The organism is Vibrio sp., from assembly GCF_984391705.1.
In genome coordinates, this window is record NZ_CFHWOM010000041.1 from 1 (window position 1) to 19,223 (window position 19,223).

The following is a 19,223-nucleotide window of genomic DNA, read 5'->3' on the forward strand; positions in this document are numbered from 1 at the left end:
GGATTATCATCAACGAGTGCCCACACAGATTGATAGGTTTATATTGTTAAAGAGCGTTGCTTTGAGCTTTCTCTCAAAGCGGACGGCCATTCTATCGATATAACTTTAAGTGTCAAACACTTTTTTCGTTACTTCTCCGAAAGTTACTTACTTCACTTTCAAGCCGTTTATTAATCAGGTTTCCCGTGACAACGGAGGCGCATTATAGGGAGTTATCCGACAAGCACAAGAGCTAAATGCAAAAAAAACTCTCCCTTTGAACCGTTCGTTTGTATTTTATACAAAGCGAATTAAAGATAAGCAAAAAGGGCCTTAAAAGGCCCTTTTAAATGGGTTATTTATTGATGAGCGATAATCTGGTCATTGTTCACCAATAGTTTCACCGGCTTATCAGGGACAACTTTGCCAGCCAATATTGCTTTAGCAAGCGGGTTTTCGACACTTTGCTGTATCGCTCGTTTTAGCGGCCTCGCACCGAATACTGGGTCAAACCCAACTTGAGCGATAAGATCTAGAGCTTTCTCTGATACCTCAAGAGCATATCCCTTTTCTTCCATTCGTGAAGACAAACGACTTAATTGAATAGAGGCGATTGATTTGATGTGTTCCTGAGCTAATGGGTGGAATACAACACTCTCATCAACACGATTAAGAAACTCAGGCCTAAAATGCTTACTTACCACTTCCATCACTTGATGTTTCATTCCCTCATAATCAAGTGCACCAAAGTTTTCTTGAATCCGCGCAGAACCTAAATTAGATGTCATGATTACAACAGTATTTCGGAAGTCGACTGTACGACCTTGACCATCAGTAAGGCGACCATCATCGAGCACTTGCAACAAAATATTGAATACATCAGGATGAGCTTTTTCTACTTCATCAAGCAAGATAACGGAATATGGCTTACGACGTACCGCTTCTGTTAAATAGCCACCCTCCTCATATCCAACGTAACCTGGTGGTGCCCCCACTAACCTTGCAACAGAGTGTTTCTCCATAAACTCAGACATGTCGATACGCACCATCGCGTCTTCACTGTCGAACATAAAGTTAGCCAGCGTTTTACACAATTCTGTTTTACCGACACCCGTTGGCCCTAAAAACAGAAATGAACCGATCGGCTTATTCGGATCGGACAAACCTGCACGACTACGGCGAATTGCATTAGCAACTACTTCGACCGCTTCTGTCTGACCAATAACACGTTTATGCAATACACCTTCCATTTGTAGAAGCTTCTCTTTCTCAGCTTCAAGCATCTTAGATACTGGGATCCCCGTTTGTTTCGACAGAACTTCAGCTATTTCATTGTCCGTAACCTTGTTACGAAGCAAAGTCATTTCTTGCATCTCAGCTTGAGTCGCCAGATCTAACTGCTTTTCAAGTTCTGGAATACGACCATATTGGAGTTCAGACATTCGGTTGAGATCACCGGCACGACGAGCAAACTCCATATCTAGCCTAGCTTGCTCCAGTTCTGATTTAATATGCTGAGTACCTGATAAAGCGGCTTTTTCAGCATTCCACACTTCATCTAACTCAGCAAACTCGCGCTCTTTCTCAGCAAGCTCATCATTAAGGATATTGAGGCGCTTTTCACTCGCATCATCATGCTCATTCGTTAACGCCTGCTGCTCAATCTTGAGTTGGATGATTTTGCGCTCGAGTTTATCTAGCGCTTCTGGCTTCGAATCGATTTGCATACGAATACTCGATGCCGCTTCATCGATTAAGTCGATCGCTTTATCCGGTAATTGTCGGTCTGAAACATAACGATGAGACAAACTCGCCGCAGCAACTATCGCAGGATCAGTAATTTCTACATGGTGGTGCAATTCATAACGTTCTTTGAGGCCGCGCAAAATAGCAACAGTGTCTTCCACTGATGGCTCATCAACAATCACCTTTTGGAAACGACGCTCTAGTGCCGGATCTTTCTCTATATATTGGCGATATTCATCTAATGTTGTTGCGCCTACACAGTGCAGCTCACCTCTCGCCAATGCCGGTTTAAGCATATTTCCCGCATCCATTGAGCCTTCGCCTTTACCAGCGCCAACCATTGTGTGGATCTCATCAATAAAGAGGATGATGTTGCCCTCTTCTTTGGATAGCTCATTCAATACGGACTTTAAGCGCTCTTCAAACTCGCCGCGATATTTAGCTCCGGCCACTAGCGCCCCCATATCTAACGAGAGAACACGACGCCCACGAAGGCCTTCTGGTACTTCATTATTAATAATGCGCTGCGCTAGTCCCTCAACAATCGCGGTTTTACCCACGCCAGGTTCACCAATAATGACAGGGTTATTTTTGGTGCGGCGTTGCAGTACTTGAATGGTTCGGCGAATCTCGTCATCACGTCCGATTACTGGGTCGAGCTTGCCTTGCTCTGCTCGCTCAGTCAGATCGATGGTAAACTTTTCCAATGCTTGACGTAACTCTTCAGCGTTCGGGTCATTGATTTTCTGACCTCCACGCACTTTATCAATCGCTTCGCTTATTTTTTCTTCGGTTAACCCTTGCTCTTTTAGTAGAGCCCCAAGCGGACCACGATCTTCGATGGCTGCAAGTAAAAAGACTTCAGATGAGATGTAAGCGTCTTGTCGCTTTTGAGCAACCTTGTCACATAGATTGAACATAGTGCCCATTGCGCTAGAAAGCTGAACATCACCTCCGATACCGCTCACTTTAGGTAAACGCTCTAAAATCTCGCTGAGCTTAGATCGCATATGAGTAATATCGACATTGAGCATAGTTAACAGCGGACGAATCGGACTCCCATCCTGATCCATCAACGCTACCATCAAATGGACTGGCTCTATGTATTGATGATCGCGGCCCAACGCCAACGATTGAGCGTCAGATATCGCGATTTGAAATTTGCTAGTGAATCTGTCAAGACGCATATCTACCTTCCTAACCTCAACTGAGAAGAATTCTATAATCAGTATGAAAGATGGCTACGCAAAGTCAGATTTTCAAGGGAGAGGATAAGATAAAATCATCTTATCAGTGTGGGAATTTGCTACGGTTCAATCCATATAAATGTGGCTTGGCGGCCAGTGATGCCATCTCGACGATAAGAGTAAAACCGTTCAGAATCCTGATAGGTACACAGTTCACTATAGTAAACTCGCGTAACACCAGATTTGTTGAGTCTTTGAGTGACTAACTGATTCATATCTGCGAGATACTTTCCTAACTCGGCTTTAGCTTTAAAAGCTTGTTCAGCTTTGGGGTCAAATGAACAAAACGCTTGAAGAACATCATCACCAACTTCAAACGCTTCACTGCCGATCGCTGGACCAATCCAAGCCATCACCTCACCATCGAAGTGGCAGAGTGCGTTTTCAATGATACCATCCGCCAAACCACGCCAACCGGCATGAACCGCGGCCACTTGAGTACCCGAGACATTAGTTAACAAAACTGGTAAGCAATCTGCAGTCATCGCTGAACATACAATGCCTGATTTTTGGGTAAATAGGCCATCAGCATTCAACACTTCATTTGTCGGCTGATTCACTTCAGTCACGACTGTCGAGTGAGTCTGGTTAAGCCAGACCGGAGCCGATGGCATATTAGCGGACTCTGTAAGCAACTGACGATTTCGCATGACCGTTTTATCATCATCCCCAACGTGAGCACCGAGATTCAATCCCTCATAGGGTGGTGTTGAGTAACCACCAGCGCGGGTTGAAGCAAAAGCCTTGATGTTTTTAGGCGCAGGCCAGTTAGGGATGATCATTTCCATGGCTAGAACTCGTCTTGCAAACCGTGTTCTTGCGTGTCTTGACGAAGTGCTTCTGCCATTTCGACCATATCATCAGGAACTGGAGCATGGAATTCGACTTCTTCACCCGTAATAGGATGCTCAAACTTAAGCATGACGGCATGAAGAGCTTGACGGTCAAAGCCGCGAATGTGGTTCGCTAGCTCTTCTGATGCACCACTAGGGATACGTGCGCGACCGCCGTATGCAGTATCACCCAATAGAGGGTGCTGCAAGTAAGACATATGAACACGAATTTGGTGAGTACGACCAGTCTCTAGGCGTAGACGAATACGAGTATGTTCGCGGAAATGTTCCGCAACTCGATAATGCGTCACAGCAGGTTTACCCATAGGGCTAACCGCCATCAATGTACGTTTTGTCGAGTGACGACCAATAGGCTGTTCAACACGCCCACCAGCGGTCATTCGGCCAATAGCGATTGCTTCATATTCACGAACAAAGTTGCGTTTTTTCTGCAGAGCACGTACTAGACGAGTTTGCGCAGGTACGGTTTTAGCGACAACCATTAAGCCCGTTGTATCTTTATCCAAACGATGCACGATACCAGCACGAGGTACTTCGGCAATATTCGGGTAGTGATGTAACAAAGCATTAAGCACGGTGCCATCTGGAGTTCCTGCGCCTGGGTGAACAACAAAACCACGCGGTTTGTTAATCACTAAGATGTCATCATCTTCATAAACGATATCAAGAGGAATATCTTGCGCTTCCCAGCGCTCTTCATCTTCAAGTTCCGCTTGCAGAATGATTTCCTCCCCTCCCATAACTTTAGTGCGAGGTTTGGTAACAACTTCACCGTTGACTTGAACTTTACCCGCCAACAACCACTCTTTAAGTCGTGAACGAGAAAAATCGGCGAATAATTCGGCGATAGCTTGGTCTAGGCGTTGACCCAGTTGGCTATCTTTTACTGTATTGGTTAATTCAATCTGCTGAGCCATATCGAACTTTTTTAAAAACTGTGAGACTAATTGTCACTACTGTGGAAAAATAGACTACTCACCACAACTCAATCACTCGAGTTGATCGGGTATAATTGGACATTGTATCTGTTACCGTCCAGAAAGTAACGGAAGCAGCAGAAATATTTATCTCAAGGAATCGAATCCTGACATGAAAAAGCATACTTTATCTGGCTTATTGGCATTATCTGTACTGGTTGGCTGCTCAAGCAGCGAAGAGATAGTTCCAGACGTGCCACCATCTGAGCTGTATTCAGAAGCCCAGGTTTCGCTTCAAAGTGGTAACTGGCTTTCGGCCATCAGTCAGCTTGAGGCCTTGGACTCTCGCTACCCATTTGGTGCCTACTCAGAGCAAGTTCAGCTGGATTTGATTTACGCATACTACAAAAATGATGATTTAGCCCTTGGACTTGCAACTATAGAAAGGTTTACACGTTTAAACCCAACGCATGAAAAATTAGATTGGGTTTTGTATATGCGTGGACTAACGCACATGGCGCAAGATCGTAACTTTATGCACGATCTATTTAGCGTAGATCGCAGTGACCGCGATCCAGAGCCTGTGAAAAAAGCGTTCGCGGACTTTAAACGTCTACTTGAGCGCTACCCAAATAGCCCTTACGCACAAGACTCGCAAAAACGCATGCTAGCGCTCAAGAATCGTTTAGCGAATTATGATCTCGCGACAGCTGACTTTTATCTTCGTCGCGAAGCCTGGATCGCGGCTATCAATCGCACTCAAGAGCTTCAAAAAACTTATCCAGACACAATCGCAGCGCGTAAATCGCTGGAAATTCAGTTAGAAGCCTATAAACAGCTTGGTCTAGAAGACGCCATTAAACGTACTGAACAGTTAATAGAGCTGAACCCGCTTTAATTGAATATTAATTAATCAGAACCGCTTCACATTTGGAGCGGTTTTTTCATTCCCTTTCTTGGCTTATATCAATCACTCGAACTATTTTTAACTAACAAAGTTAAGAGGTTAGTTAATGTTTCGAGTTGTTTTCAGCTGTTTAGTATTACTGTTATTTGTATCGAACACCCACGCTCTTTCACTCTCACCGTTACAGAAAGATCCTTATTTTGGAGACCTTCCTGAGCTAGAGAAGAAAGGCGTTATTCGAGTGTTGGTGGCGGCAGATCTTGGCTTCTACTATGTCGAGGACGGTAAACCTAAAGGCATTCTTGCAGAATTACTTTACCACTTTGAAAAACAGCTCAAGCAACGTTCATCCTACTTTAATCTGCAAGTCATCCCTGTACACCGGGACGAATTAATTCCCTCACTAGAAAAAGGCTATGGTGACTTAGTCGTCGCTAACCTCACGATCACTCCGGCTAGAGACAAAATTGTTGATTTCAGTAAACCCGTCCTAACAGGTGTTCGCGAGTTACTTGTCACGAATAAATCAATACCTGCATTTGAAAACCTAGAGCAGCTAAGCGGCAAAGAGATATGGGTGCGAGCCAGTTCCAGTTACTTCGAAAGCCTCCAAAAACTCAATCACAACTTAGATAGTCAGGGGCTCCCTCCTGTAATTGTACGCTTTGTAGAAGAGACATTGCAGGACGTAGAGCTAATTGAAATGGTTAATCAAGGCCATATTCAAGCTACCGTGCTCGATAGTCACAAAACCGAACTTTGGCTCAAAGTGATGGAAGACATCCAAGTCCACGATGCGATCCCCTTGCGACAGGAAGGAAAAATAGCTTGGGCAATGCGCGAAAACAGCCCAAAACTTGCCGACTTCGTCAACCTGTACTTAAAAACTTCTCGCTCCGGGACATTACTGGGCAATGTAATATATGGCAAATACCTTAACGATACTCGTTGGTTAAAGAAAATTCTTAATCCGAATCATATTAACCGGTTAGAGAGTCTATCAGGCATCTTCTCTCTCTATTCTGAGCAGTACAACTTCGACCCATTGATGATATCCGCTCAAGGCTTTCAAGAGTCAGGATTAGATCAGAGTAAAGTCTCACATAAAGGGGCTGTAGGAGTTATGCAGGTACTGCCAAGCACAGCAAAAGACCCCAACGTAAATATTCCTAATATCTACGAAGTGAATAACAACATTCATGCAGGGGTAAAATACATGCGATTTCTAAAAGATCGTTACTTCAACGACGAAGCTATTAGTCCAGATAACCAAGTCTACTTCTCCCTTGCGGCCTACAACGCTGGCCCGGGTAACATTCGTAAAATGCGTCGCTTAGCCTCTCAGCAAGGTTACGATCCAAATCAGTGGTTTAAGAACGTAGAAATTATGGCAAGAAGGCATATAGGCCGTGAACCTGTTCACTACGTAGCGAACATTAATCGTTACTTTGTTATCTATAAGCAATTAGAAGCATTAAAAGCGTTACGTGAAAGCCAATCCACTACAAATGCATCGGTACTTCGACTACCAACATTATTGAGGTAACGAACGAGACAGAACAATAACTAAACAGTTGCTAGTTTGTTTGGATATTACTGTTCGAAAATTGGAAGAAAATTCACAAATTAAGGCAGGTCAATCTTTAGGCAACGCTTTTATCAGGTCGAATAAACTCCCTAAAAAGCAGATGATTTTTAGTATCTTACCTCTCCCAATCTAATGAGATTTTTCTCTAGCACAAGCTTTTTCATATCAAAATCGGCGTACTATTTGAGTTGGATCACGTTTGGTTTTAGTGCTAAAAAACAGCCATAAAAACGTGATTTGAATCACATTATTTTTACTCCTGAGCGGTAATCTGAACTCAACCCATGAGGGATGAAACAGAGGAAAACATCTATGAAAGTAAACATCACTGGTAAAAATATCGAAATCACCTCTGCAATCCGCACTCATATTGAGAGCAAATTTAAAAAGTTGGAAAAGTGGCAAGTAGACATTATTGGTTGCCAAACAAGCTTCAGCGAGGAACCTAACAAACAGATGAAGTTTGAAGCTGTCATCACTGTACCAAAAGGCCAACTGGTTGCATCTGCAACACATGAAGATTTATACGCTGCCGTTAATGAGGTAGAACAGAAACTGGAACGTCAGCTAAACAAACTACGCCACAAACCTGAAGCTCGTCGCTCTGAAAAACCAGAGCTAGAAGAAGCCGAGTTAGAAGCGGAATAGCAACATACACTCTACTTGGAGTAGTAGAGGAATCCTAAAAATAGCGCCGAAAGGCGCTATTTTTTTGCTTGACGCTCCACTAGTGGTTGCTTATTGTGTTGGAGGTTTCAATGAAAAGTAGTGATATATGCAAACAACTAGCCTGTTCTTTTTTGACTTCTTTTTTCTCCACTAAGTTTGGAGGCACTCTCGTTTTCGAAAGATAAGTCAAAAACGAACAGGAAGCCTCCCAAAGGGAGGCTTTTTTATTTTTAAGGAATACAGGATGACTGAACAAAAATACTCGCTCGAAGAGATCCGACTAAGACTGAATGAGCTTGATGATCAACTGCTAAAATTGCTGTCTGAACGCAGACAAATGAGCATTGAAGTCGCAAAGAGTAAGGTTCAAACATCTAAACCTGTCCGTGATGCATGTCGTGAGCAGCAACTGCTTGTCAAACTGATAAATGCAGGTAAAAACAAGTACTCTCTGGATGCTCAATACATCACGAAGCTGTTTCACACTATTATTGAAGATTCTGTATTACTACAGCAGTCATACTTACAGAATCTGGCCAACCCAGAACTGAGTCGTAAGCCTTTGGCTCGAGTCGCATTCCTTGGCTCAAAAGGCTCGTACTCTCACCTTGCTAGCCGTGAGTACTTTAGCCGCAAAAACACTGAGCTGATCGAACTAAACTGCGAACACTTCAAAGAAGTTGCAAATACCGTTGAATCCGGTCATGCAGATTACGGTGTTCTACCGATAGAAAACACTAGCTCCGGTTCAATAAACGAAGTTTACGATTTGCTTCAACATACAACACTCTACATTGTTGGTGAGCTGACACTGCCTATAGAGCATTGCTTAGTGGCAACGTCTGATATCCGCCTTGAAGACCTAAAAACGCTTTATTCACACCCACAACCTCACCAGCAGTGCAGTGAGTTTTTGGGCAAGTTAAAAGGCGTTCAACTGGAGTCTTGTGCCAGCACCGCTGATGCAATGCAAAAAGTTCAACAAATGGGCCGTAACGATGTCGCGGCTATTGGTAATGCATCAAGTGGTAAGCTTTACGGCCTGCAGCCTATTCAAAGCAACATTGCCAACCAAACTGAAAACCACACGCGCTTTATTGTTGTGGCTCGCAAGCCTGTTGAGGTTTCAGCACAAATACCGGCGAAAACAACTCTTATAATGTCAACGTCCCAAGAAGCAGGTTCTCTGGTTGAAACCTTACTTGTGTTACAACGCTATGGCATCAATATGACCAAGTTGGAATCCCGACCAATTATGGGGAACCCTTGGGAAGAGATGTTTTATGTAGATCTCGCTTCACACCTTGACTCCAATGAAATGCAGAGTGCGCTCGCAGAATTGACTAAGATCACTAAGCACTTGAAAGTACTAGGATGTTACCCATCGGAAAATGTGAAACCAACACAAGTAAAGTTGCAGTAAATATAGCTACCTAGCTCAAATTATTTCATATCAAAGCTGACACTGTTTACAAATCTTCTTAGTATTCATAAGTTAAGTTGCATATTAATACAGTGTCAGCGCTTTATACTGACGCCAATAAGCAAAATTGGATTTCAATTTTAAGGCTACAACTCTGTCAGTATGAGAGCATTTATCTCTTTTTTCCTTTTGTCTTGCTACTCGATTAGCGTAACGGCAAACACTTCACCACTGAATATCTACCTTTGGGAAGATACCCTTTCTCCGAAAGTTATTGAACAATGGCAGGAGAAGCAAGGCAGTCCCGTGCTGCTTTCTCATTTTGACAATGACGATGAACGCAGCCTTTTAATGATGAAAAGTATTCAGCTGCCATTTGATATCGTATTACTAGATAACGTTTCCGCCAATATATATGGACAGCTGGGTAGTTTCGAGCGCCTAACCGACCTGCCGAATCGAAAGCATAATGCCAATAAATGGAATCAAGCATGTGGCGACTACGCCATTCCTTACTTCTGGGGCACCGTAGGTATCGCATATAGGAAAGACCTGATTAAGCAACCGCCTATGACATGGCATGAGTTTGTCGAGCCCAATGAAGCACTCAACGGAAGAATTGGTATGATCAACGACACCGTCGAGTCTTTCTTGCCCCTGTTTTATAGCTTAGGTATATCACCAACAACAGATGACCGTAACGAAATACAACAGGCCTACCCCGCTCTTCAAGCTTTCAGTCAGAGAGTGCTGACTTTCGAATACCTACTGAGTTACTTCCGTAGCCATGGAAAGTCAGATCAACTCCAAATAGCACTTGCTTATAGCGGTGACCATCACTCACTAAATCGATTATTCGAACAAGATATCTGGGACTTCGTTGTTCCTGAAGGCGAAACTTACGTCTGGTTAGACTGCCTGGCTGTTAATAGTCATTCTAACAATAAAGAGCTTGCTAAGGCGTTCCTTAACTATCTTTCAGATCCCACAGTTGCTGCAATGAATGCAACAGATATTAAAGCTGCAACACCGAATTTAAGTGCATTAAAACTGATGCCCGCTTGGTATCGAAATGATGCATCATTATTCCCAAGCCCTGAACGCATGGAAAATAGCTATATCGATAGCATACTTTCCGCTGAAAACATCAGTTTAAGAACGAAAATTATTAATCGCATAGTTAAGAATCATGAAGCTCAGTACTAGAGTTCTGTTGTTAGTTGCCCCTGTAGTCATGCTCAGTGCAGCTGTATCTAGCTACAGCATCTACATCAACCAAAAAGACACGCTCATAAAACGTGAGAATAGTTACCTTCAGCTAACTATGGAAAAGCTAGCAGGGCATTTTCGTCAATCTGTGTCTCTAATTAATAGCTATTCCCTGACTCTTATAAAAAGTGACATTATTCGCCACTACTTCAGTCAGCCTGAAAATCCTTACCGAGAAATGAGGCTAATTGAAAATCTACAAACCACTATCGATAACCTACAACCGAATAAACAAGATAACATCGCAGTTGCCATCATAGACAGCAACGAGCAAGTACGCTTTTACGCAGACAACCAAAAAGACCCCTTTGCGACACTCGATGAGAACGTACTCAAGTACATTCGACATATCTATAAACAAACCGGCCAGCTATCTCATACCGGGTTTGCCAATAATTATCAGGGCCAGAGTATCCTTATTCGTTATGACGTACTCGACAACGATACTTTCACTTCCCCTTTGAGTTACAACAAAGAACAAGTGTTTTTTGTTGTGGTTTCACTCTCACTTGATAGCTTTGATCAACTTAAACGTATCCTCGAGTTTGACAATGACAGCAGCATTTTCTTCGCACAAGAGCCTGTAAAGAAATCTGGGTTAACCCAATCAGTTGAGCTTAAACCGAATTTATATGCCGTTTTAGACCCTGCTCAGTATCTACTTAACGAACAGCTCAACAAAATTGAAAACAAACTGTTGCTCGCCTTTGGGGCATCAGCGGTATCTACCGTACTGATTCTCCTATTTTTACTATATCGCCATGTGATCCAGCCTATCACTCGCTTGGATTATCAGCTTCAAGAAGTTGAGCAGCATAAAAGGTCGAACATAGAAAAACTGACATCCGATAATGAGATTGGTCGTCTTTCAGTTCGCTTTTATGACATGTATAAAGAGCTCAACTCTAGCTATCAGAAAACCAAAGCGATGGCTGAGAATGATCATCTTACTCAACTGGCTAACCGCTATCAGTTTCAAATGTTTGTTGAACGGACTATCGCCAATAAACTGATCGATACCCGCGCATGGATTCTCTATATTGATCTTGATAATTTTAAGTATGTAAACGACAAGTATGGCCACCATATAGGTGATTCATTGTTAGTGAACTTTGCTGAACACATTCGCCAAAGAAGTAATGAATATGAACACAAATACAATGTTAAATGCTTAGCTGCTAGATTATCTGGCGATGAGTTTGCTGTATTTATCTCGTCCTCAAATCAACATGCGAGTTATGCCCCAGAAATCGCCAATGCCGTTTTAGAACCTATTCAAAACAGCGCGAACTCCCCTTTAGGTAACTTTCCAATCACCGCAAGTATCGGTATAGCATCGTACCCGGAAGATGGACGAGATCTTACAACCTTGCTATCCAATGCGGACACGGCGATGTATCAAGCCAAGCACGCAGGAAAAAACCAAGTCGCCCACTACTCGAAAGAATTGGATCAAGTCGTACGCCGTCGTTCACAATTAGAACGAGCTTTGAGAACCTGTAATCTCGACCAAGAGTTTCAGTTACTTTATCAGCCGTACTTTGATCGTAGCGGTCTAGAAGTAAGAGGGTTAGAAGCTCTGCTTCGTTGGAATTCCCCTAAACTGGGCAACGTAAACCCTAGTGAATTTATTCCAATCTCTGAGCAAATAGGCCTATTTGGAGTAATTGATCGTTGGGTTGTAAAACACGCCTTTAAAGATTTTGCAACGATTCAAAATTGCTTTGACAGGCCCGTACAGCTCTCTATCAATCTTTCCTCCGCGGAGTTAGATTCATTACAGCTTGCTCAAGATATTCATGCACTAGCACAAGACTATGCTGTACGACCTGAGTTGATTGATTTTGAAATTACGGAAACTTTCGCTTCTGACTCTCAAAGCTATTTACTGCTTTATGAGTTGTCCCAAATGGGCTTTAAGCTCACCATCGATGACTTTGGCTCAGGCTATACCTCCATTACACAACTGGTTGAGTACCCAGTACAGAAAATCAAGTTTGATCGAGAGTTTTTGGAAGCTCTCACCAAGACAAACAACCAAACCGTCGTCAAGCCTTTGGTTGACCTTTGCCATTCCCAATCTATGCTAGTGACCGCAGAAGGGATTGAATCGAAAGAAATGCATCAATGGTTAGCCAACAATCAGTGCGATTACATGCAAGGCTATTACCTTTCGCCTCCAATCTCTATTGAACAACTAAGTCTAAATAAGAATAAAACGAAAGGGTCAACTGATGTCAGTGAAGAAAGTTATTGTCGCTTCGCTTAATCCAGCCAAGATCAATGCTGTAAAAAGTGCGTTTCAGGCTGCTTTTCCTCAACAGCGCTTCGAGTTTTCAGGAGTCAGTGTAGCAAGCGGAGTTGCTGATCAACCAATGAACAACGATGACACCTACCTAGGGGCACGCAACCGTGTGGTTAATGCTAAATCTGAGCAACCCACTGCCGATTACTATGTGGGGCTTGAAGCAGGTATTGAACAGAACGTAACTTTTGCTTGGATGGTGATTGAATCAAGGACCCACCGAGGTGAATCTCGTTCAGCGAGCTTAATGCTTCCTCCGATTGTATTAGAGAAGCTCGCGTATGCGAATGAATTAGGTGATGTTATGGATGAAGTCTTTGCAACAGAGAACATTAAACAAAAAGGTGGTGCGATCAGCTTGCTAACTAACGATTTGCTTACCCGTAGCAGCGTCTATCACCAAGCTCTCATTCTGGCATTAATTCCGTTTACCAATCCCACTCATTTTCCAGCTAACCTATAAGGCTGACTGCAATCAAAAAAGGTGCCTAGAGGCACCTTTTTAAAATTACTTTTTCTCGAGTAACTGCGCAAGTTCTTGCTTATCACATTCAGATTTAGATTTAAGCTCATTCGAACCACGAGTGATGGTAGCAATACCTACTCCCAGCATTTGACTAATTTGACGCTGAGACATATCTCCCTTGAGTAACTCTCGAAAAATATTCACCCTAGCAACTAATGACTCTCTCTCATCCGGAGTTAACAACATAGTAAGTAACATCTCATGTTGGTTAGATTCACTGCTGCTTTTGACCAGATCTAAAATCTGTTGCCAATCGGTATACTCAGGTTCGGTTGCCATCTACTTTTACTGCCTTTTTAATACCTGGTTGTTATCTCCGCTTTGTTCAGAAACGCACCATCTTCACCAAGTAGGTCTCGATAATAAGTCTCAAACATCAAGATATTTTGTACGTACCCTCGAGTTTCCTTAAATGGAATCGCTTCAATAAAGGCATAAGCATCAAGCTTACCTTGAGTACGGTTTCTCCAGGTTTTTACTCTATGTGGTCCAGCATTATACGCAGCAAACGCAAAAATTCGATTGTTATCGTATTGCTCCAATAGGCCTTTCAGATAGTGACTACCAATTTCTATGTTCTTACCAACTTCATACAGTTCACTGGTACCTCGATAGCTAAGCTGATACTTACGAGCTGTATATTTAGCCGTAGAGGGCATTATTTGCATAATCCCACGCGCACCAACTGGTGAACGAGCTTCAACGTCCATCGCACTCTCCTGGCGAGCTAGTGACATCAAAGTAATCGGGTCAATGCTATGTTTCTCACCATAGAAGTTAAACCACCAGCGATGAGCAACGGGGAACCTCAACTTTAGGTTATCCCACATTTTAGCTTCAATACTCGCAGTAACTGTTAAGTGGTGCCAACGCTTATAAGAGGCATAAGCCGCAAGCATCTCTTTTTGGCCTTCATCTGCTCTTTTTAGTAACCAACGCCACTCACTTTTCGCGGCTGCAATTTTGTCTCTCTCAACCAGCTCAGCAATACGCACGAGTGAAGAATTAAAAGGCTCGACGCGCTTTTTATCCAAGGATATCGTCGAGACGGGATAGTCTATCGAACGTTGGACCTCTTTCGCGGCAGCCACACTGTAGAAATTCCGTTGGCCAACCAATTTCTCCAATCGCTGCTGACCTGCGACTTTATTACCTGTTTCTATTTCACTGCGACCAAGCCAATACTGCCAACGTAAACTCTCTTGCTTATCGCTTTCGAGTAAACCAATCCAACGCTGCACGCCATTCCAATCGACCTGTTGAATCGCTAGCCTGATACGGCGCTCTAACAATACACTACTTTGCGATGTGGAGATTTTACTGTCGCGCCATGTAGCGAGAGAGTCCGAGTTAGTATTGATAAGGCGAAACGAGATGTAATCAGCCAGTTCTTGAGCCTGAATGTCAGACAACTTTTGGGTTTGGACAACAGATTCAAAAGACTTCTTTGCCTTCTCTACATCTTTACGAGCAAGCTTCCTGACTCCTTGAATCACCTGCTGCTGATAAAACTCAGTAGCTGGATGCTGGCGAGCAAATTCAACCACAGATTCAGGTTTATTAAACAAGGATTTCATATCCTTTGCTTGCCGCTTAGCATTTGATGAATCAACTTGCTTAATCAAATAGTTCATTATTGAACCATTACGCGCTTCAAACGCCAATTGCATACGCTGCAAAATTTGTTCATCGGTCCTCAAGCCTGCGCGATCCCAAGCAGCAAACAAGGGGTCACATGCATCAGAGATGGAGCGTCCAGAATGCCAAAGCTTCTCTGCACCTTTGAAAGCCTGTTCTTTATCTCCGGTTTGATAGAGCGCGTTATAATAATGACATTGATACGTTTCACCACGCGGCTCCACCGTTTGAAACTCAAGCAGTGTGGTCCACGCTTTCTGCCTAGCCAAGCTGTCAATGTACGGCGCACGAATACGGCTAGAAAATGGAAAGGCCTCATGTGACTCAATAAAATCAGTCACTTCTTGCGGAGAGCGTTCACGAATATCGACCAAAAATGCACGATAATCTATATAAGGCGTTAGAGGATAATCAGCAATTTGACTACGCACTTTTTGATAGCTCGCGACATCTTTTTTATCTAAATAGCTTTGTGCTTGGTCATAAACTTCACGTTGTTGTTTAAGATCGAGTGCCAGTGCTGAATTGGCATAACTTGCGCTGCAAACCAAAGATGCTAGAGCCAGCATCGATGAAGGAATGCGATGCAGCGACTTTGAAAGCGTCAGCATCATAAATTCTCTTCCTGTTGAGAATAGTCAATTAGGTTCCTAATTAATGCTTATTGTACGTCTCGCTGTAAAGCACGCAGATGTAAATAATAATAAATTCACACAACTGTGACGTTTACCTTGCTTTATTCGGAAGCTTGTTCAGTAATGCATCAATAACACAGAGTAATTTCACTACTTCACCTTAGAGAAGGTAACAAAGCCACCAATCTTGGTATAAAATAGCCAGTTACGTGAATTGATATTTTAGGAAAGATCGGCAATGGCTGAATACGTATATACCATGTCGCGCGTGAGCAAGATTGTGCCACCAAAGCGACAAATTCTTAAAGACATCTCTCTAAGCTTCTTCCCAGGCGCTAAAATCGGTGTTTTGGGTCTAAACGGTGCAGGTAAATCTACCCTACTACGCATCATGGCGGGTATCGATACTGACATCGATGGTGAAGCTCGTCCACAACCAGGTCTAAACGTAGGTTACCTACCTCAGGAGCCGGTACTGGATGAATCTAAGACTGTTCGTGAAATCGTGGAAGAAGCCGTTTCTGACGTTGCGGGTGCAATGAAGCGTCTTGACGAAGTATACGCAGCATACGCTGAACCAGATGCTGACTTTGACGCTCTTGCGAAAGAACAAGGTGAACTAGAAGCGCTTATCCAAGCGAAAGAAGGTCACAACCTTGAAAACGCACTAGAGCGCGCTGCTGACGCACTCCGTCTTCCAGAATGGGATCAAAAGATCGAGCACCTATCAGGTGGTGAACGTCGCCGTGTCGCAATCTGTCGCCTACTACTTTCGAAGCCAGACATGCTACTTCTAGACGAACCAACCAACCACTTGGATGCAGAATCTGTCGCTTGGCTAGAACGCTTCCTAGTGGATTACACAGGTACCGTTGTAGCAATCACCCACGACCGTTACTTCCTAGACAACGCTGCTGGTTGGATTCTAGAACTTGACCGTGGTGAAGGTATTCCATGGCAGGGTAACTACACATCTTGGCTAGAGCAAAAAGATGCGCGTCTACAACAAGAAGCGTCTCAAGAGAAAGCTCGCCAGAAGACCATCGAGAAAGAACTTGAGTGGGTTCGTCAAAACCCGAAAGGTCGTCAGTCTAAATCTAAAGCGCGTATGGCTCGTTTTGAAGAACTGCAAAGCGGCGATCGTCAGAAGCGTAACGAGACCAACGAACTGTTCATCCCACCAGGTGAGCGCCTAGGTGATAAGGTTATCGAAGTGAATAACCTAACTAAGTCATTTGACGGCCGTGTACTGATTGATGATCTATCATTCAGCATCCCTAAAGGTGCTATCGTAGGTATCATTGGTGCCAACGGTGCGGGTAAATCGACACTATTTAAGATGCTAAGCGGTACAGAGCAACCTGACGCGGGCACAATTGAAATGGGTGACACTGTTAAGCTTGCGTCTGTGGATCAGTTCCGTGATTCAATGGATGACACTAAGACGGTTTACCAAGAAATTTCTGAAGGTGCTGATATCATTAAGATCAACAACTTCGAAATCCCAGCTCGTGCCTACTGTTCACGCTTTAACTTCAAAGGCTCAGACCAACAGAAAGTTATCGGCGAGTTGTCAGGTGGTGAGCGTAACCGTGTACACCTTGCTAAGCTGCTTAAAGCTGGCGGCAACGTACTGCTACTCGATGAACCAACCAACGACCTAGACGTTGAAACGCTACGTGCCCTTGAAGAAGCTCTACTTGAATTCCCTGGCTGTGCAATGGTTATCTCGCACGACCGTTGGTTCCTAGACCGCATCGCGACTCACATCATCGACTACCGTGATGAAGGTCAGGTGAACTTCTACGAAGGTAACTATACTGAATACATGGAGTGGCTGAAGAAGACCTTAGGTCCTGAAGCAGCAGAGCCGCATCGCATCAAATACAAGCGTATTGCTAAGTAATTTTGCTATCTCTGTAGCTAACGCTTGAAATTTGTTCAAAGGCCGCTTAAATTAGCGGCCTTTATTATATAGCTCACAATACGGATAATTAATCCAATTGAGAATGCTTAATAATGCGAACGACTCCGCATAGCTACTATTTTAATTTTGTTACTCTGAGAGTTCGGATTAAGAGAGAATACTATGATAGAACGTCGTCGTTTTTCGCGTATTGTTTATCGCACTCAGGCTGTACTAAGCCAAGGTATGAACGCTATCGATGCATCGATCAGCGATTTATCTTTGCATGGTTTGTTGGTTAGCTGCGAACAATCAGCAATGCTGGATGTAAATGAACAAGTCGATGTAGAATTTTCGCTTCCAGGAAGTGATGTTACGATCCAACTCGTAGGGAATATTGTTGGGGTTAATAACAATATGATTCGTCTGAGTATTGATCATATTGATATTGAGAGTATCGGACATCTGAAGCGTTTAATTGAATTAAATGTAGGTGATGATGAGTTATTGCATCGAGATATCGAGCACTTATCAGACCTAGGTGAATACACCTAACGAAAGCAGTATGTCCAAAAAAATCACCATCTCTATTCCTGCCACTTCTGGAATACAACATTTTCATGTCTCAAGAAAAGCTTCGGTCCTGCTTCTATCCGCTCTTACCGCCAACGTACTCGGCGGTGGCGTTTATGTTTACCAAAATTGGCAAAACCAGCTTTCTGCTCAAGAAAAATATAATCAATTGATTGATAAACTAAGTGAGACAGAAAAAGAAAGGGCAGAACTTGAGCAGCTATACACGGAACAAGTCAACGAAACTCACGCTGTCACTCAAGAGCTAGAAGATAAGAAAAGTGAAATCCATATTTTGGGTAAACGTGTTTTTGATGTTGAATCTGTACTCGGTCTCGCCAATGAAGATACGATCGGTGAACAAAACTTAGAAGATCGCCTAGATGCTGCTGCAGTTGATTCCGCAGTCAGAGCAACCATGTTCCGTATGATACCTAATGATAGCCCAATGCAGTATCAACGCATCTCTTCCTCTTACGGTCGTCGAACTAACCCAATTACGGGTAAACGACATACTCATACTGGTATTGATCTCACCTGTAAGCGAGGAGAGGAAATCTATGCACCTGCTGACGGCGTTGTTGAAACTGTTAGACCGAGTTCAAAAGGATATGGCAACTACCTGACATTAAGACACTCGTTTGGCTTTATGAGCTCCTACGCTCATTTATCACGCTTTAAGGTTCGCAGTGGTCAGTTTGTCAGTAAAGGGGATCTTATTGCGACTTGCGGTAACTCCGGTAATTCAACCGGTCCTCACTTGCACTATGAAGTACGCTTTTTAGGTCGAACCCTAAATCCACAATATACGATGGATTGGACTCCGGAAAACTTTAACTACCTTTTTGAAAAAGAGAAGAATGTGAAGTGGGCGCCTTTAGTTCAATTGATTGATAATACAGTTAGACTGCAAGTGAACCTCACTAATAAACCTTACCAAGACAGTTCAGTGAGCACAGTGAAGAACGAACCGGAACAAGTCGCTGAAAATCTCACTGTTCAATAAACGCGATTCCTAAAAAAGAGCGACTATCTAGTCGC

At 43.3% G+C, this 19,223-nt stretch carries 15 protein-coding genes and 1 other annotated feature; of the genes, 10 read left to right on the top strand and 5 right to left on the bottom strand.

Features of this window, described 5'->3' with window-relative positions; all coding sequences use genetic code 11:
* Positions 1-338 precede the first annotated feature (338 nt).
* The 3 genes from clpB to rluD all read right to left on the bottom strand — a co-directional run bounded on the left by clpB (position 339) and on the right by rluD (position 4,743).
* The gene (clpB, locus tag AC4MRV_RS16600; protein WP_491188437.1) at positions 339-2,912 is read right to left on the bottom strand and encodes an ATP-dependent chaperone ClpB; all 2,574 of its coding nucleotides are present in this window, start codon (positions 2,910-2,912) and stop codon (positions 339-341) included.
* A gap of 119 nt (positions 2,913-3,031) precedes the next feature.
* Positions 3,032-3,760 (bottom strand): peptidoglycan editing factor PgeF, encoded by a 729-nt coding sequence (gene pgeF / locus AC4MRV_RS16605; RefSeq protein ID WP_491188438.1) that lies wholly within the window; start codon positions 3,758-3,760, stop codon positions 3,032-3,034.
* 2 nt (positions 3,761-3,762) lie between these two features.
* Positions 3,763-4,743, bottom strand: a complete 981-nt coding sequence (gene rluD / locus AC4MRV_RS16610; RefSeq protein ID WP_491188439.1) for a 23S rRNA pseudouridine(1911/1915/1917) synthase RluD — start codon at positions 4,741-4,743, stop codon at positions 3,763-3,765.
* 172 nt (positions 4,744-4,915) lie between these two features.
* Between rluD and AC4MRV_RS16615 the strand changes: the two genes are divergently transcribed.
* The 7 genes from AC4MRV_RS16615 to yjjX all read left to right on the top strand — a co-directional run bounded on the left by AC4MRV_RS16615 (position 4,916) and on the right by yjjX (position 13,367).
* Positions 4,916-5,641, top strand: a complete 726-nt coding sequence (locus AC4MRV_RS16615) for an outer membrane protein assembly factor BamD (RefSeq protein ID WP_491188440.1) — start codon at positions 4,916-4,918, stop codon at positions 5,639-5,641.
* A 115-nt stretch (positions 5,642-5,756) separates the two neighbouring features.
* Positions 5,757-7,196, top strand: a complete 1,440-nt coding sequence (locus AC4MRV_RS16620; protein ID WP_491188441.1) for an MltF family protein — start codon at positions 5,757-5,759, stop codon at positions 7,194-7,196.
* Between the two features lie 354 nt (positions 7,197-7,550).
* Positions 7,551-7,886 (top strand): ribosome hibernation-promoting factor, HPF/YfiA family, encoded by a 336-nt coding sequence (gene hpf / locus AC4MRV_RS16625; protein WP_491188442.1) that lies wholly within the window; start codon positions 7,551-7,553, stop codon positions 7,884-7,886.
* Between the two features lie 129 nt (positions 7,887-8,015).
* Positions 8,016-8,136, top strand: a sequence feature (Phe leader region).
* A gap of 15 nt (positions 8,137-8,151) precedes the next feature.
* On the top strand, positions 8,152-9,330 hold the full coding sequence (gene pheA / locus AC4MRV_RS16630; protein WP_491188443.1) for a prephenate dehydratase: 1,179 nt from the start codon (positions 8,152-8,154) through the stop codon (positions 9,328-9,330).
* Positions 9,331-9,492: 162 nt separating this feature from the next.
* Positions 9,493-10,536, top strand: a complete 1,044-nt coding sequence (locus tag AC4MRV_RS16635; protein ID WP_491188444.1) for a polyamine ABC transporter substrate-binding protein — start codon at positions 9,493-9,495, stop codon at positions 10,534-10,536.
* Complete coding sequence (locus AC4MRV_RS16640) at positions 10,520-12,868, top strand: putative bifunctional diguanylate cyclase/phosphodiesterase (RefSeq protein ID WP_491188445.1); 2,349 nt, start codon at positions 10,520-10,522, stop codon at positions 12,866-12,868. The genes AC4MRV_RS16635 and AC4MRV_RS16640 overlap by 17 nt, the downstream gene beginning before the upstream one ends.
* Positions 12,834-13,367, top strand: coding sequence for an inosine/xanthosine triphosphatase (gene yjjX / locus AC4MRV_RS16645; RefSeq protein ID WP_491188446.1), 534 nt, complete (start codon positions 12,834-12,836; stop codon positions 13,365-13,367). Before AC4MRV_RS16640 ends, yjjX begins: the two co-directional genes overlap by 35 nt.
* A gap of 45 nt (positions 13,368-13,412) precedes the next feature.
* On the opposite strand, the gene trpR is transcribed toward yjjX, so the two are convergent.
* Positions 13,413-13,709, bottom strand: a complete 297-nt coding sequence (trpR, locus tag AC4MRV_RS16650) for a trp operon repressor (protein ID WP_491188447.1) — start codon at positions 13,707-13,709, stop codon at positions 13,413-13,415.
* A 17-nt stretch (positions 13,710-13,726) separates the two neighbouring features.
* On the bottom strand, positions 13,727-15,682 hold the full coding sequence (gene sltY, locus AC4MRV_RS16655; RefSeq protein ID WP_491188448.1) for a murein transglycosylase: 1,956 nt from the start codon (positions 15,680-15,682) through the stop codon (positions 13,727-13,729).
* A gap of 259 nt (positions 15,683-15,941) precedes the next feature.
* Between sltY and ettA the strand changes: the two genes are divergently transcribed.
* The 3 genes from ettA to AC4MRV_RS16670 all read left to right on the top strand — a co-directional run bounded on the left by ettA (position 15,942) and on the right by AC4MRV_RS16670 (position 19,188).
* On the top strand, positions 15,942-17,609 hold the full coding sequence (gene ettA, locus AC4MRV_RS16660) for an energy-dependent translational throttle protein EttA (protein WP_491188449.1): 1,668 nt from the start codon (positions 15,942-15,944) through the stop codon (positions 17,607-17,609).
* A gap of 183 nt (positions 17,610-17,792) precedes the next feature.
* Positions 17,793-18,164, top strand: a complete 372-nt coding sequence (locus tag AC4MRV_RS16665; RefSeq protein ID WP_491188450.1) for a PilZ domain-containing protein — start codon at positions 17,793-17,795, stop codon at positions 18,162-18,164.
* A 10-nt stretch (positions 18,165-18,174) separates the two neighbouring features.
* Complete coding sequence (locus AC4MRV_RS16670) at positions 18,175-19,188, top strand: M23 family metallopeptidase (protein ID WP_491188451.1); 1,014 nt, start codon at positions 18,175-18,177, stop codon at positions 19,186-19,188.
* The last annotated feature ends 35 nt before the right edge of the window (positions 19,189-19,223 follow it).